13 protein-coding genes are annotated in these 15,256 nt (G+C 69.1%); all 13 read right to left on the reverse strand.

Features of this window, described 5'->3' with window-relative positions:
- Positions 1-44 precede the first annotated feature (44 nt).
- The 13 genes from C1I95_RS23630 to C1I95_RS23690 all read right to left on the reverse strand — a co-directional run bounded on the left by C1I95_RS23630 (position 45) and on the right by C1I95_RS23690 (position 14,902).
- On the reverse strand, positions 45-545 hold the full coding sequence (locus C1I95_RS23630; RefSeq protein ID WP_111216752.1) for a hypothetical protein: 501 nt from the start codon (positions 543-545) through the stop codon (positions 45-47).
- Positions 546-768: 223 nt separating this feature from the next.
- A complete protein-coding gene (locus tag C1I95_RS23635) occupies positions 769-1,860 on the reverse strand; it encodes a hypothetical protein (RefSeq protein WP_146605798.1) in 1,092 nt (363 codons plus the stop codon).
- Positions 1,861-2,047: 187 nt separating this feature from the next.
- Entirely contained in the window at positions 2,048-2,431 is a 384-nt protein-coding gene (locus C1I95_RS23640; RefSeq protein ID WP_111216756.1) for a hypothetical protein, read from the reverse strand.
- Between the two features lie 73 nt (positions 2,432-2,504).
- Entirely contained in the window at positions 2,505-3,587 is a 1,083-nt protein-coding gene (locus C1I95_RS23645; RefSeq protein ID WP_111216759.1) for a hypothetical protein, read from the reverse strand.
- A 335-nt stretch (positions 3,588-3,922) separates the two neighbouring features.
- Positions 3,923-4,333 carry a hypothetical protein gene (locus tag C1I95_RS23650; RefSeq protein WP_111216761.1) on the reverse strand — a complete coding sequence of 137 codons (411 nt, stop codon included), beginning with the start codon at positions 4,331-4,333 and terminating at the stop codon, positions 3,923-3,925.
- On the reverse strand, positions 4,330-5,367 hold the full coding sequence (locus tag C1I95_RS23655) for a hypothetical protein (protein WP_146605799.1): 1,038 nt from the start codon (positions 5,365-5,367) through the stop codon (positions 4,330-4,332). Before C1I95_RS23655 ends, C1I95_RS23650 begins: the two co-directional genes overlap by 4 nt.
- A 340-nt stretch (positions 5,368-5,707) precedes the next feature.
- Entirely contained in the window at positions 5,708-6,490 is a 783-nt protein-coding gene (locus tag C1I95_RS34855) for a hypothetical protein (protein ID WP_146605800.1), read from the reverse strand.
- 238 nt (positions 6,491-6,728) lie between these two features.
- Complete coding sequence (locus C1I95_RS23665) at positions 6,729-8,825, reverse strand: ATP-binding protein (RefSeq protein ID WP_111216767.1); 2,097 nt, start codon at positions 8,823-8,825, stop codon at positions 6,729-6,731.
- Between the two features lie 227 nt (positions 8,826-9,052).
- Complete coding sequence (locus tag C1I95_RS23670; protein ID WP_146605801.1) at positions 9,053-9,817, reverse strand: hypothetical protein; 765 nt, start codon at positions 9,815-9,817, stop codon at positions 9,053-9,055.
- 1,079 nt (positions 9,818-10,896) lie between these two features.
- Complete coding sequence (locus C1I95_RS23675) at positions 10,897-11,418, reverse strand: hypothetical protein (RefSeq protein ID WP_146605802.1); 522 nt, start codon at positions 11,416-11,418, stop codon at positions 10,897-10,899.
- A 486-nt stretch (positions 11,419-11,904) separates the two neighbouring features.
- On the reverse strand, positions 11,905-12,477 hold the full coding sequence (locus C1I95_RS23680; RefSeq protein ID WP_146605803.1) for a hypothetical protein: 573 nt from the start codon (positions 12,475-12,477) through the stop codon (positions 11,905-11,907).
- A gap of 157 nt (positions 12,478-12,634) precedes the next feature.
- Positions 12,635-13,747, reverse strand: a complete 1,113-nt coding sequence (locus tag C1I95_RS23685; protein ID WP_146605804.1) for a hypothetical protein — start codon at positions 13,745-13,747, stop codon at positions 12,635-12,637.
- A gap of 81 nt (positions 13,748-13,828) precedes the next feature.
- Entirely contained in the window at positions 13,829-14,902 is a 1,074-nt protein-coding gene (locus tag C1I95_RS23690) for a M23 family metallopeptidase (protein WP_111216777.1), read from the reverse strand.
- Positions 14,903-15,256: the final 354 nt, after the last annotated feature.

The following is a 15,256-nucleotide window of genomic DNA, read 5'->3' on the forward strand; positions in this document are numbered from 1 at the left end:
CAGTCCGGCAGGGGTGTGGCCTGGGTCGACGTGGTGCGGGTCCTCTACGGCCGCGCCCTGGGCCGTCGGCGCCCCTGGGGCAACGGATTGCCGCTGTCATGGGGGCGGGCACGGGGCAGCGGATCTGTGGCCTTGCCGTTGGATGCTTTCTGCCGTCCGGCTTGGGCTGCGGGCAGGATGGTGGCGGTGGGGTCGTCCACCAATGGCGGTGGATCCATCTCCGCGAGTGCGACGCTGTGGTGGCCGATGTCGCGCAGGGCAGCCTCGAAATCGTCGTCGATGGCGATGAGCAGGTCCATCACCCTGTCGAGCGCCTCACGGTCCGCGCCGCGCCGCGCCAGCGACGCCTCGGCGAGCCGGACACGCAGGGTTTGCACGGCGTCTTGCAAGACACCGCGGATTGCGTTCGCCGCGGCGTATCGGGCGGCACCAGCGATCCACTCTGCGACATCCTCGGGATTGGTGACGGCCGCGTAGGCCAGCCGGTGTGGTTCGAGGCGGTATCCGGCGGCGTTGGCTGCCCGATGCAGGAAGCTGTCGTTCACGAGACCGTCACCGCCTTCTGGCGGGCAGCCGCACAGGGCTCGGGGTGTGTGGTCAGGCACATGCGGGAGTCCTTCTGCGCGCGGGGGCGCGCGGGGGCGGACACGGACCCGGCCGGGACGCGGCGCTTCTGCTGACACGGACCGGCGCACGGCCGGTGGCAGCAGGTGCGCGGGTCCCGGCCGGGATGGTCGTGTCAGGTTGACGTGTCAGGAGCGGTGGTGACTACGGCCTGTGGTTGTGGTGGTTGAGGCAGGCGGCGGCAACGGCTATCGGCGACAGCACCACCACCTCCGGGTCCGATGACCAGGTGCCGGCCAGGGGGCGGGGCAGCGTGACGCCGCGCCGGCCGCGCCGAGCCTCGCCGGAGGCGGGCGTGACCATCAGGGCGTGGGTCGGCGCGACCAGCCACACGACGTGGGGGGTGCGGTCGGTCCCGAGCACCGCCGGGATGTGGGGCGACAGGTCGAGGATCGCGGCGCAGACCGTCGTGAGTGGAAAGGCCGCAAGGTCCGGGTGGTGTGCCCGGAACTCGTCCTGTGACACCCACTGCCGTACCGGTGCGCTGGCCGTGACGGCGTGGATGTCGTAGCCGAGGACCTGTTCCTGCGGCAGCGTCCAGGGCATGAGGTGTGGTCCGATGACGACCTCGCCGTTGCCGTCGGGCGTGATTCGCTGGACCTGTTCGTGGTCGCTGTTCGAGTACCAGGTCGCGGTGACGGTGCCGTTGGTGATGGCGATGGCGGGCATGCCGTCCGGTCGGGCGAGGTCGAGTGTGACGGCGGCCCCGATGATGTCCGCGAGCGTGGCCAGGTCGAGCTGGACCACGATCGCGTCCGACCGGTGGTCGTTGACCAGGATTCTGGCCGGCCAGCTGGTGTAGAGCCCGTCGAGGCTCACGCTCGCCGGCCGCCACGGGTCCCCGACCGCAGTGCCGTCGCTGGGGTGTGCCGGCCGCGGTTGCGGGGGCGTGCGCAGCGGGTGGGTGCTGTGATGCAGCCACCGGTCGTGGATCGTGGCTTCGTAGACCAGGATCTGCTCGGTACGGACGTCGACGAGATACAGCCACTCGGCGACGTTGAGCGAGGACGCGGTACGCAGGTCGGCGTGCACCGAATCCGACCGCATCGCGGCGGTAGAGGTTCGCGGCCGGCGCACCATGGCATCGACCAACGCGGCGGTGTCGGCGTTGAACTGGTCCGCCCACAACCACCGCAGCAGTGCGATCATCTGAGGATGTTCGCCGCCGTCGAAGGGCACGGCGTCAAAGCTGTGCCCGTTGTCGTCCGCGACACCGAGCAGGCTTCTGATCGGCATCACGATCACCTCGCCCCGGGCCGGGACGGACAACGGTGAGACCGACGCTGGGGCGGCGCGATACGGCCGTTCAGCGGCTGGCCGACGGTCGGGTGCTGCGAGCACGGCATTCTTCCTCCTGGAGAAGGACTCGGGTTCGGTTGTGCGACTCCGCGGTGGGACTGGTCGTCCCCGCGGTGGAGCGAACTCACTGCTGGGCCGTAGAGGTCGCGGGGGGATCCGCTTGCTGTGCCACCCACACCCGAGTCAGGGATTGCAGGTGCTCGATCTGAGCGGCTCGCCTGGCGACCAGGGCGTCGAGGCGAGGTGCCCGTGCCTGGAGCACGCCGACGGACTCCACCAGCGGGGCCCGGTCGCCGGGACCCGCGGTCAGGTTCTGTTCGACGCCACGCAGATCCTGCTCGAGGACCGGCAGGAGCCTGGCAAGCTGCTCTTCGGTGGAGGTGAGCCTGGTCAGCACGTCGCGCAGCTCACTGGCCACGGTCGGAGCCTCAGTACGGATGGCGTCGCGCAGCACCTGGCCGCTGACATCCACCTCGCAGTACTTGCTGATGAGCCATGTGTCGATCATTGTTTCTCCTGTTCGATGGAAGGTGACAGCGCGCTGCTCGCATACGTGGCGCTGCGGTGAGGTCGCAGCGCGATCAGCGCGACGCGGGGGTGAGTAGCGCCCAGCCGCGGGGAATCAAGATCTCCCAGGCACGGCCATCCGACCGTGCCGTCTTCCGGGCGTACGTCTCCGCGAGGTGGTGGCGGGCGCGGTCGTCGGCAGGCGTGGGCACGGACTCGATCACGAGCGTGCGGCCGGATGCGTCGGTGAGCCGCACAAGCGTGTTGCCGTGCGCGGCGGCGCGGTGTGCCTGCGTCGTCAGGTGATACTCCTCGGCCAGGCAGCGCAGGACCGTGTCGACGGTGACCGGCTGGCCTCGCCGGCGGCATTCGGCGACGAACTCCCCCAGCTGATCCGACCCGAGTCGGCTTCTCGGCACCGGGTGGTAGCGCAGTGGCTCACGGCCGTCGGTGTCGGCAACTCCGGCGAGGTTTCCGTCGAGGCTGAGCACGGCGACCAACGAGCTGGCGGGGCTCAGCTGCGGCACGTCGGGGCCGATGTGGGGCAGCGCGACGCCGGTGACGGCAATACGGGTGTGCGGCACCCGGAGTCCGCTGTGGGGCAGCGTCACACGTGGGGGCTGCTCGTCCCTGGTCGGCGGTCGGCCAGCGATTCGGTCGCAGTCGTCGGGCGCGACGACGGTCCAGGTCCAGGCCCATCCCTTGACCACGTATTGGCCATCCACGTCGGGGTCGATGCGGATGATGCCGGCATCGCCGTAGGTGACTCGTTCGTCGACGACGATCTGGTCGCCGTCCCACGCCATCGGGGCAAACGCCTCATCGACGGCTGCGGCGAGGTCGGCTCCGCTGCAACCGGCCGCCTGCAGCAAACGCCGCTCCGCCTCCCGGAGACGGTCCTGTTCGATGACAATCTCCGCGGCGACTTGCCGGCTACAGCGGAACACCGCCCAGCCGTTCCAACGGTCGATGAGGGTGCCGACGAAGCCAACGGGGATCCGCTCGCCCTGCCCGCGGTCCTCCCAGGCCCAAAGGCCGGCGAACACCGCGGTGTCGCCGACCTCGATGTGATCGGGGTGCAGGTGCCGCAGGTCGCTGGCGTCGTCGGGCGCGCCGGGTGCGGGTGTGTCGTCGTGCCTGTGTGGATCGGTGGACACAGTGAGGAGCCTTTCGGTTGTTGGTGTTCTTCGTGCATGGCGTAAATCGGGTCGGGTGGCTGCTGGCGGGCTTGGACGCCAGCAGGGACCTGCTGCTGGCCCGTGTGGCGCCGTCCGGGGTCAGCGCCGGCCTGTATCGGTGTGGGTGGCTGCCGGCGCCGTCGCCAGCCCGGGCCGAAGTACAGCGGCCAGTGACGCGTCCGCGCGAGGTCGTCTGCGCGGTGCGCTGGGTTGCCCGTCGATAGGTCGGGGTTCGTCCGCCCGCCCGGCGCCAGCACGCGGATGGGTTACCGGATGCCGGCTGGCGCTCGGAGATGCCGGCGGGCCTGTGGCTGTCAGTTCGGTCCGGCGTGTCGGTCGGCCCGGTGTTGTCCGTGTTGCTCGAGCAGCGCGGCGGCGATCGGGACGGTGAGCCTGGTCAGCCGTAGGGCCAGCCACATCGTCTGACCGCCGCGCCCGACGACCACGCTGAACGTGTCGGGAAAGGCGTCGGTGAGGGCCTGGAAGATCCGCCGCTCGATCGTGGTGTCCGTGGACGTCGTGTCGCAGGCGGTGTAGGTGCGAAGGTCGACGTACAGCGGTCCGGCGACCGGCGTCGACGTGAACTCGTCGGCGAACGCGATGAGCGGGTGGCCGGGTATCGCGCTGCAGCGGGCCCGTGTGACGAGGGCGAACTGGTCGGGAAGCGCCCACCAGAGCATGGGCATCACGTCCCCCTCGCCAGGAGCCCAGTCGTCATCGATCATCGCCGTGTCCCCTTTGACGCATCGATTGCTGCGTGGACCAGGACCGGTGGCCAGATGGTGCGGCGGCTGGTCCAGCCGACCTCCTCGGCGAACATGTCGGCGCAGCGGCAGATCCGGCACCAGATGGTGGTGTCGACACCGTGGCCGGCCATCGACGGCACCTCGTCGTAGGCGATGTCGTAGCCGGTCGCCCCGCACACGGAGCACCGCATCGCGTCCGGCCCGTCTGGCTCGAACACCTCTGGCGCCGAGGATCTGCTCCCGCCCCCGGTGTGGGACGGCGGTGTGGCGGCGACGTGACGCCAGCGCCAGCGGTTGTCGGCGAGGCGGTACCAGCCGTCGGCGTCGGCGGTGAATTGCCGCAGCCCGACCGCCGTCGGTTCGTCCGGCCGGGCCAGGCCACCGGTGGGCGTACCGGGGGTGCTGATGGCGAGCACCTCCACGCCGCTGCCGTAGTCACGCAGCACCAGCAGGTCGGCTGGCTGCTCCGGGTTCGACAGGGATCTGGCGGACGCGTCGGCGGCGATCCGCGCGACGGTCTCGGCCGTGAAGCGCGCGATCACGCTGTCGTTGTGCTGATAGCCGTGGGCGATCTGCCCGGGGTAGGGGCCGAGATCCCCGGTGGTGAGGTAGGCGGGCGTCCACGCTGCCGAGTCCGGCACCGTGTCGGTGAGGTAGGCGGCTTCGGTACGCATCGTTGGCGGCAGGGTCGCGTCAACGACGAGCCATCGATGCCCCTGCTGTGCCGCGGCGCGCAGGTGGTGCAGCAGGCACTCTCCGTCCGATCCCGGTTCGGTCAGGGGATGCCGGTATGGCAGCGGCCATTCCTGGGCGGGCGGCCCGTCACGATGCGAGGCCGTGAGGGTGGCGGAACGAGGTCGTGGCGCGTTGGCGGGGGTGAACCACAGTCGCTCCGCGCGGATGTCTACGACAAGCCACGCATCCGGGACGCCGGTCGGGCCATCGGTGGCCTTGGTAATGGTGTCGTCGGCGTGCCTGAGGAACTGTCGTAGGTCAAACCAGAGCTGTGTCACAGTTCTCCTTTCGGGTACACACATGCCTCTGCTGCCGATCCGCAGGAGGCTTGGTTGTGGGGACGCTGTGGATCGGTGTCCGGCGGTGAAGAGATAGGCGAATGCGGCGGGCTCCCCCGATGTCGCGATGAGGGTGCCGCCGACGTTTCTGCAATCGCTGGCGTCCACGACGCGCGGCTGTGGCGCTGTCCGAGCGCGGCGTGCTCTTTTGACCTGCCGTTCCCGGCCCAGTGAACGTCGGCGTAGGAAACGCCGCTGTCATCGACCGTGCGGTCGACGACAGCGGCGTCCATGAAACAAGTGGTTTACCTACGGCGAGATCGGGCCGCCGCGAGCGTTCCTAGCGGGGCTGGGTCCGATAGGAGTCCATCACCGTGGATACCTCCGCCGCGATCACGGCCAGCGCTTCACTGGCGGCGTCGATGCCGTTGACGCTCGGCGTCAACCGCGATCGCGAGAAGGGGCCCGCGATGAGCCGGACATCATCGCCCGTGTCCACCTGCACGATCGCTTCACCGGTGGTCAACGGCAGTACCTTGAGGGCGTTCACGCCGGATGGCATCAGGGCGGCGACGGCGTCGCCTGCGGCGGCGCCTGCTTGCGCGGCCGTCAGCATGTGAGCGATGGAGTCCCAGAAGCCGGGCGCGGTGCGGTGGAACTCGGTGACCGCCACGTCGGGTGAGGCTTCTTGGGCTTGAGGGCTTTCCACCCACCGCCGCCAATCGGGCAGGTTCGCTGGCGGCGGCGATGCCGCGGAGTCCTCCGTGGCGGACTCTCCTGGCTGGTGAGTTTCGTCAGTCCATAGTTGCAGGACCTCGGCGACCCCCTTCATCAGGCGACCGTGGATGGCCTCCAGATCCCCGTGAAGGACAACCGCCGGGTTCTCGCCGATCACCAGGATGTGTGCGTCGTCGGGCACGACACCTAGGGGAAACGGAGTTACTTCCTGCAGGCTCGGAGTAGCCGGCAGATACGCACGGACGGCCGTGTCGGGACGCACCCCGACAAAAGAGTACCGCAATTCGGGCATGCTGATTCTCCCTTGGATCTCGCTGGTTGGATTCATTCGCTTCTGAATCACGATGGCCGCGTTCAGCAACGCATCCCTATCGGAGAAGGTCAAGTCGGCTAGGCACCGACAATGCGGCACGCGACCAGAAGTAAAATAGTCAGGACGACCAATGACGATGTGACGTGACTGCGCGACCTAACGCGTGCGCCAGGATGACGAGCGGGAGGGCAAATCAGCTCACTGTGTCATCGGTTCGCGCCCGGCATGCGCTCTCGGTTCGTGATGGTTTTGCATTCCGAGGGCGGTAATGTTCCTGTTCCAGGGCGCGTCGGCCGCTCGGCCGCCCTGATCAGGACTGGTTGGGTTCCACGGTGAGACCGAGCCTCTTCCGTTCCAACCCCACCAGCGCGCGTGCTGGCGCTTGCCAGCTGTCCTCGCCGCTCGGCGTGGGTGTCACGCCCTCCATCAGTGCGCGCAGGGCCGGGATCTGCTCGGCGTACGCGCCACCGAGTGCCGCCAGGTCCTCGCAGGCGCGCACCGTGGCCTCGCGCATGGCCGTCGCCCAGGGGCCGGGCTGGCCCCAGTTCTTCCGCCGGCGGCCGCGCATCGGTCCCTCGCACAGGTGGTAGCCGAGCCAGACCACCGGTGGGTGCACTCCGACCGCTTCGGCGAGCAGCGCCACCTTGTCGTAGTCCCATGCGCGACCGCCCCGTACCTGGCGGTGGCCTGCGGTCTTGGGGTTGGTCAGTGTGCGCCAGTAGTCCGGATGCACCGCAGTGGACGAGATCATGTCCTTCACGTCGGCGAAGCCCTTGCTGGTCAACGCCTCGGGCAGCCGATCGGCGAGCAGGTGCGCCAGCTCGCGGCGGCTGATCGGCACAGCGGGGTCGTCGGCGGCGGAGCGCCTGCGCTGGGGCGAGGGCGCCGGCTGCGGTGCGGCCGACGGCTCGGGAAGAACACCGCCATCGACCAGGTAGCCGAGCAGCAGTGACCCGAACTCGGTCAGCAGGTTCTCGAAGCCACGGCACCGGTCGCCGTAGTCCGGCACCGGCATCCATCGGCCACCGCCACGGTGTCCGACGCGGTGTGCCGCCTCGTGGAGAAGCGTGCCCAGGGTCAGGTGCCGATTGGCCAGGGTGTCGCGGCGAATCGCCACGTCCCCGTTGCGGGGGGTGTAGAAACCGACCGCGCACGGTGTCTCGGCACTGTCGGAGTAGACCCGAACCCGGTCGAGCGCGAACGCCCCGATAGCACGTCGCACCAGGTCACTCGCCTCGGCCAGCAACGCCCGCTCTGCGTGGGTCAAAGACTTCTCGGGCACCCAGGTGGTCTTGTCGCGGTTGCGTTCGTAGTGGCGTGCCTGCTTCTGCTTGGCGATCTCGACACCAAGCAGGTCCATGAAAGCCCGCTGATCGTAGGTCGACAGCCCACGAGCGGCCACCTCGGTGTAGCCGATGTCGACCAGGTGAAGGGCGGCCTCCTCGTTGCCGGAGCCGTTGTAGAACGTCTGTGCCGCCAGATGGGTGCGGGCCCAGATGCGCCAGGCGGCGCGGGCGCGTGGATGGTGCACCCGTTCGAAGAACTGCTCCGGCTCGCGCAGCGCGCCGCCGGCGAGGGCGTGGGTGGCGAACCGGTCGATGACTGCCTGGTCCTCGCTGGTGGCGAGGATGGTGCGGACCGCGCCGCGTAGGGCGACGGCGTCGATGACGGTGCGGTCGCGGTTCTGCAGCGCCTTGTCCCCCAGCGGCAAGTCGTAGGAGGCGTGCAGGCCGGGCACCGTGGTGACCAGCACTCCGCCGATCCAGATCCGTCCCGCAGCCCCATCCAGGACGCACCGTCCGGGTGGCAGCGGAGGTGCGTAGTCGGGTTCGGTCAGGGCACGGAACCGCGAGATGGCCTCCTCGGCCAGCTCTTGTGAGCACGTGACGGTGATGAGGGTGCCGTGGGTGCGGTCGGTGCGATAGAGGTGATAGACGAGGACCTCGGCGCCCTGCCCAGACCTTGACGGGATCAGGCCCTCCAGCAGGCGATGCCGCTCGACTGTCGGGGTGAAGCCGTAGCCGACGGTCTCGCACCGCACCGCACCGATCTCGGGGCTGCGGGCCAGTACGAGGTAGGCGATCTTCTTGCCCTCACCGAACTGGCCGATCTGGTCCTCGGTCTTCGTGGAGTAGCCGAGGACGAGTCCTTCCTCGGGGATGCCAGGCCCCCGGTCGCTGATGGTCAGGACGCCGTCGGCCCAGCTGATGCGCGCGTCGCGGTCCTCGTCGAGCGCGTTAGCGATGAGTTCGCACAGCGCCCGCACGGGCGTCCACGACTTCACATAGTCGGGCGAGATCGGGTAGGTCAGGGTGTCCGTGGTCGTCGTGGTTCCGGCTGAGGCGCTGTCGCCACTTTCGTCGTGGTGGCGGTGTGGATTGCGCGTCGCGGGATCGGGGTGTTGCACAGGATGCTCCCTTGTCGGGGTCGGTGGTTTCGGACATGGCCTGGCAACGTGACTCGGCGGGTGCAGCCGTGATGTGGTGGCTGCGGGTCGCAGCGAGACGTCTTCAGCCGGTCGAGCTGGCGCGCAGTGCCAGGCGGGCATCCCGTGGGAACTGCTGCCAGGGGATGCGTGGCGGGGTGAGGCGCTGGGCGCGGTGGGGAGGTGGGCATGCGTGCTGGGCAGCCGCGTCAAGCATGTCCGGCCGCTTCGTCTCGGCGGCGCAGTTCGTCCCACAGGACACGCTGGGCAGGGTCGGCGGCCTCCCCCGCGAACCGGACCCCCTGCTGTTCCAGCAGTTCCCGGCACCGGTCGATGCCGCCGTCGCGGCCGTGGCGCCCTGTCGGATCGATCCGGCCACCGTCCAACAGGATCCGTTCGGGGTGCGGGAAGGACGGCGCTGCCCTAACCGCGTCGCTGATTGCCGTAGCTGCCCTGGTGTCGCCGCGTGCGGCGATGGAGATGTCGCCGCTGGTCGTCCACTCGCCCGGCCGCAGGCGCGACGCCAGGCGCACGTACACCGCGCCCATAGTGTGCAGGCGGGCGGACAGACGCCACCGCCTCGGCTTCACGCCGGTCGACTCAAGAAGGCGGTGGAGCTCCATAAGCCGAAGCACCCGATAGATGTTGCATTCATCACAGCCGATCGCTGCCGCGATCTCCGCCGCCTCCATACCGTCGGCGGTGGCCATTTGCGGCAGTTCGAGAATCTGCTTCGCCCTCACACCGCGGACACCCGGCACCTCCAGTCGGTCTGTGGTGGAGAGTTCGGGCGACGGTGGGGCGGACTCAGCAAGACCTCGCCACGCCTTCCCTTGGGCTCGAGCGAATGTCGCGAAGATCGCCATTCCGGGATCCGAAACCGGCAAGCTGGCGTCGAGTGCGTCGGCCAACGCCAACCACGCCTTACTGTGAGTCTCGCCGAACCGCCCGAAAGTAGATAGGATATCCGACATCACTTTTCCTTTCGAGGACGTCCGAATCACATACTGTTGGACTCTGCCCGTCCTTCAAGTCGTATGGAGAGGGCCGCCGACCGACTGAGACAGCCGCCGGTCGGGCGTTGCCGTTATCTGATCTGCCGAGGTTCGCTACTCGATGGCGACAGCTCGTCGATTCCGGCCACGGCGACGAGGGCTTGTTTTCCGAGTAGGAGCCCTATCCGAGGGTCTCCGAATTGCATGAGGACTCTTCCGCGCACCTTTTTGTCGAGCGCGTAGAGATCGCCGAGTGCCCCCCATGGCTCAGTGGAGGCCACCAGGCACAGGACCGAGCCATCCCGCACGAGATGGGGGCACAGCCTGGCGGCGACCCTCGAACACGGTACGCAGCAGGGCGGGGTCGCTGTCACCGCAGGCAGTTCTCGCGCCTCGGCTTCGCGCAGCGCGCTCAGTTCGGAGACGCTGAACACCCACGGCAGCGGCTTTTCGCGATCCAATTGCCCGCCACATACCTGGCAGCGGAGGCTACGCATGGCGAGCCGCTGGCGGCCTCCGTGGACCTGCGACCACTGTGGTTCGCCCTCGCCGATGGCGCTACTCTCGCGCATCCACATCACTCCGCGGGAGTCGCGGTCGGATGGATGGGACTTTTGGAATCGAATCCCGCGAGCGGAGGGATCCACCGCCAGACGCAGCGACTCGTCAGGAAGGTCCTCTCCCGACCAACGTGTCACCCACGGCACCGGACGTCGGCCGAAACGTCGAACGGACTCCAGGCCGCCCGGAAGGCGACCCATAGATCTGCCTTCAGTATCACTCAACACAACCAGTCCTTTCAGTCGCGCCTACGGTTTTTCCTACGGGGCACCACAGCAGCCATCTGCCGCGATGATCGGATTTAGACCGATGGCAGCGATGGACGCACCTCAGAACCCGCCGCGACACGCACCGCGATCTCATCGACAGCGAATGCGGGTCGGCAGAGTCCAACGGCCACCCGATCGGCCCCGGATTTTGCGCCTTTGCGTTAGCCCGCGACGAGGGAATGATGGTCGCCGGATGCCGCGGGCATGTCGTGTCGTGGAAGACCAGGGCTAGGTCGAAGCGCGGTGGGTGGCAAAGTTCGAGGTGGTCGTCTCCGTACGACCGCAGTTCTCGCAGCGCATGACCGCGTCGGGTTTCGCGTCCGCTTCGGTGGTGGCTCGCGTGGCGAACTCGACCTCGTCCACGGTGCCGCAGCCAGAGCAGCGCACTGCGTCCCCGGTGAAGACGAACAGGTCGTCCGGGTGCGTGGCCAGCAGGTGACGGCTGTAGAGCTGCCATCGGTCGTCCGTTGTGGGGGTGTGGACCTCGACGGCGGCGTGGTGTTGATGTATGAGGTACAACCACTCGGTGTCACCGACCGGCTCAGCGAGGTCACCGTGCCACAGCGGATCGCCATCAGCCTGTCGGTGCAGCAGATCAGCGGTCCAGGCGGCGGTGTCGCCGACGAACTGTTCGCGCCAGGTGGAGCGCATCCGGGGAATGAGGCGGACGGGATGGTCACCCCAGTGCAGGTAGAAGGCCCTGTATGTGTCGTTCGGCCCGGGCACACCGATGTGCGTTCGACAGCCCATGAGACTCCCGATGTATCGAGATTGGTGACGGACAGGTCGGTGGACCCATCACGTTTACGAGGGCGAGGCGAGCCGGCCCTTGGTCGCGGTACCACATGTCGCCCGAGCCTTTAGTGGGGGTCGCCTGAGCGGCCATGAGTGGAGGCCACCAGGCACTGGACCGAGCCGCCCCGCACGGGATGCGGGCCTGCTTACCCGGCGAGGTCGTCGACGGTGGTGTCTCCGTGGCCAGCGACGGTGATCGCATGCGGCGGCGCTGGCACGTTGCCGGTCGGCCCCTGGCGGACCAGGCATGACCTGGTTGCTCCTTGGCGGGGGAAGCCGCCGCGCGCCCCTTCCCGGGACGCGCGGCGGCGTTGGTGAGCCACGGCGGGCGGGAAGAGCGTGCATAGCCGTCCTCGGCTACGCGGGGTGGTGCTTCTCGTCGGGCGCCTACCGTTGCGGTGGCGCGGCCAGAGCGGGAACCCTGTCCGATCCGTGCTGGTGTTACAGGGCGCGGGCCAGGCGCATCAAGCGGGTCAGCCCGGTCGCGATCCGGGTGTCCCGGATCCGGGGCGGTGGCACCGCCCATGTGGTGACGGTGGGAACCTGCGCGCCGCGCACCCGGATGGCCCGGTGGAGCCGCCCGTCGATGTCGACTGCGGCGACGACACGGGCCTCTACCCGGTCGGACGCGGATGCCTGCGCGAGGTCGCCGTGTCGGTAGCCGGGTGGGACCGCGCCGAGCCAGGCTTCGAAGACCATCGCGAAGCCGATGCAACGCCGGCCATCCTGGCGCAGCCAGTCACGAAGCCAGGACCGCATCGCGGGGCTCGCGAACGCGTCAGCCAGGTGATGCAGCGCGACGGCGGGCCGCACGTCCGGCCCTCCGGCCGAGAGGTCCTGCCACACGCCCCAGTCGACCGGGAGATCGGAGTGCACCAGGTCGGGGTACGCGGAGTTCGGAAGGTGGAACATGGCCAGCAGGTCCGGTTCCAGATCCCAGCCGTGCTGGTCCCGGATCCTATCGGCAGCGGCGAGCATGCCGGTGAACGCCTGCTGAGTACGGGGATGAAGCATCGAGCCTCCTTGATTGAAGGGGATGGGGATGGGTGTTCGCAGCCCGAGCTCCGGTGGCTGCGGGGCTGCGTTGTCCGATGGTCGTGTTTCTGGGCCGCGCCGGAGTGGCCGTCCGTGCCGCTGAGCCGGCTGCGCCCCGTCTCGTGTCGGCGTGGTCTCAGGACGTGGTGGTGCTGGCATCGGTGGGCGTGGCCGGAGCCGGTACGGGACGCCACCTTCCGCGGTGCCACGCCTGCCAGGCCACGCTGGAGGGCCGGGTCGGGAAGGTCACCAGGACGCCGGCGAGATCCGCCCACCCATCGGCCCGGTCGAATCGGCCAAGGCCGCTGACGGATTCGAGGTCGACGACATCGCCGCAGAATTCCCCGTCGGCGTTCACCGTTCTAGCCAGGATCGAGTTCGGCGACAGAGCGGTTAGCCGGTATTCGAGTTTGTACTCGGTGACGAGGCGGTCCAGGACCGTCTCCTCGACCGTCGGTCGGCGCCGGAAGCGGCAGCCGAGCACGAACTCGTGCATGTCGCGCCGGCTGAACCGGGCCGGATCGTGATGCCGCAGCCAGGTGCCCTTGCCCTCGTTCTCAATCCGGCCGACCGGGGTGCCGTCCAGGCAGAGCGTGGCGGTGAACGGGACCCCGGTGTAGCTCACCGTCTCCTCGAGGCTCGTGACGGTGAGCCGGTGGTGAGGCACGTGCAGGGGACTATGCCGCAGCGGGATCCGGGTGGGCTGCTCGGCTGCGGTGGGCGGTGTGCCGACGAGGCGGTCGCAGTCGGCCGGGTCGACGATCCGCCACTCCCACTGCCAGCCGCAGATTGTGTAGCGGCCGTCGCCGTCTGGGCAGATCCGAGACAACCCGTCGGCCTCGCCGTGGACGCGCCGCTCGTCCAGGACGATCTCATCGTCGGCGAAGTACAGCGGCGCGTACGCCAGGTCCAGCTCGACGGCGAGGTCCTCCCCGCGCCGGCCATCGGCCCGCAGCCGCTGCCGGGTTTCCTCCCGTAGCCGCTCCTGCTCGGCGACGATCGCCTCGGCGGTGTTCCGGTCGCACGAGAACACGGCGTAGCGGTCCTCGCGCCCCCGCAGGGCGTCGAGGCGACCGATGAAACCGGTCGGGTAGCGGATCTCGCCGAGGTGGTCGTAGGCGGCCCATTCTCCGGCGAAGACCCCGACGTCGCCGATCATGATGTGAGGGGTGTCGAGGTGGCTGCCAGTCGCTGCGTCGGATTCGGCAGCGCTGCGGTGCGCGGAGGGCTGGTGTTGCTGATCGGACACGACTTCTCCTTCTTCGAGACTGGTGTGTGAGTCAGTGGCTGCGGCGGACGATCCGGCATCCGGTGGCGACCTTGCGAGCCGTCATCGCCCAGTTGGACCGAGTGGGGCCGCCTGGGTGGCCATGAAGGGCACCGGGTCGATTGGGCCGGTCGGGTGCAGGTGCACCTCAAAGTGCAGGTGGGGTCCGCTGGAACGGCCGGTGGAGCCGACGACACCGATCGGCTGGCCGACGGCGACGTGCTGGCCGACGGCGACCGTCGGTGGCTTGTCCATGTGGCAGTACCTGGTCGTGACTCCGCCGGCGTGGTCGATGTCGACGTACCAGCCGCACCCGCGTGTCAGTTCGGGGTGCCCGTCGCGGTGGCAGCCCCAGTCGGCGCGGCTGTCGCGGTGCACGGCGTTGCAGGCGACGGTGCGGACGGTTCCGGTGGACGCGGCGCGGATGATCGTGCCGCGGGGGACGCTGAGGTCGACACCGTCGTGCTGTGGTCTCTGCTGGGTCCGGAAGCCACTGCCGACCGGGGCGAGGACGGGCTGGGTCCACGGCCCGGCTGCACCGCATTCGTTCAGACCTGTGGTGGGAATGCCGGCGCTGTCCGCGACGGCGATGACGAGCGCGGTGGCGGGGCCTTCCCACTTTGCGTAGGCGTCGGGGTAGGCCGAGATCTGCACGGCCTGGGCGGCCTCGGTCAACGGCATGTTCTGCCAGCCGTCGATGGTGAGCAGCGCGCCGTAGAACTTGCCGGCGGCGTAGACCGGGTCTTGGAGCTGTGTTGGGGTGCCCCAGCCTTGGCTGGGGCGCTGTTGGAACAGCCCGACGGAGTCCCGGTCCCCGCCGGGAAGGTTGCGTAGGCTGCTCTCCTGCATCGCGGTGGCGACCGCGATGACCCAGCCGCGGACTGGTACCGCGAGGTGGGCGCCGGTGGTGACGATCGCCGCGGCGTTGCTCACCTGCTCGTCGGTCCACCGGCTCGGGCCTGGCCATCCTGTGGGCGGGTCGGACCCTACGGGCGTGGCGCTGGCCGGTGACATGCTTGCCGGAAGGCACGCTTCGGCGTCGGCGCCGCCAGCCATCAGGCCACCTAGCCCGCCCGCGCACAGCACGAGCGCCGCAGCGGCGGCGACGATGGTCGATATCACGGTGCGGATCTTCATGATGTCTCCAGGGATGCGGCACCCAATGTCTGGGCGTAGGCGCGCTTGGGGTGATGCCGGCCCAGCCACGGCTGGTGGTGGGCCGGCATCGATCGGGCCGTGGGCCCCCTGCCCCCGCGCCGAGCCGCGAGGTGTAGTGGTGGGGTCCCGCCGACGGCCCTCTGACTGCTGGGTCGCTGGCCACAACCGCGCGCCGACACCGATGAGCAGTGCCTTATACGGCACCGGTCGTTGTCGTTCAGATCTGCACGTCGACCACCGCCACCGCCCATTCGGACGGTTCGAATCGGCGCCGGGCCGGGTCTGGCGGGCGCGGGGGCCGCCAGGGCGTCCTCATGTCGGCGGGCGTGGGCC

It is taken from the genome of Micromonospora craterilacus (genome assembly GCF_003236315.1).
Classification (GTDB): domain Bacteria; phylum Actinomycetota; class Actinomycetes; order Mycobacteriales; family Micromonosporaceae; genus Micromonospora; species Micromonospora craterilacus.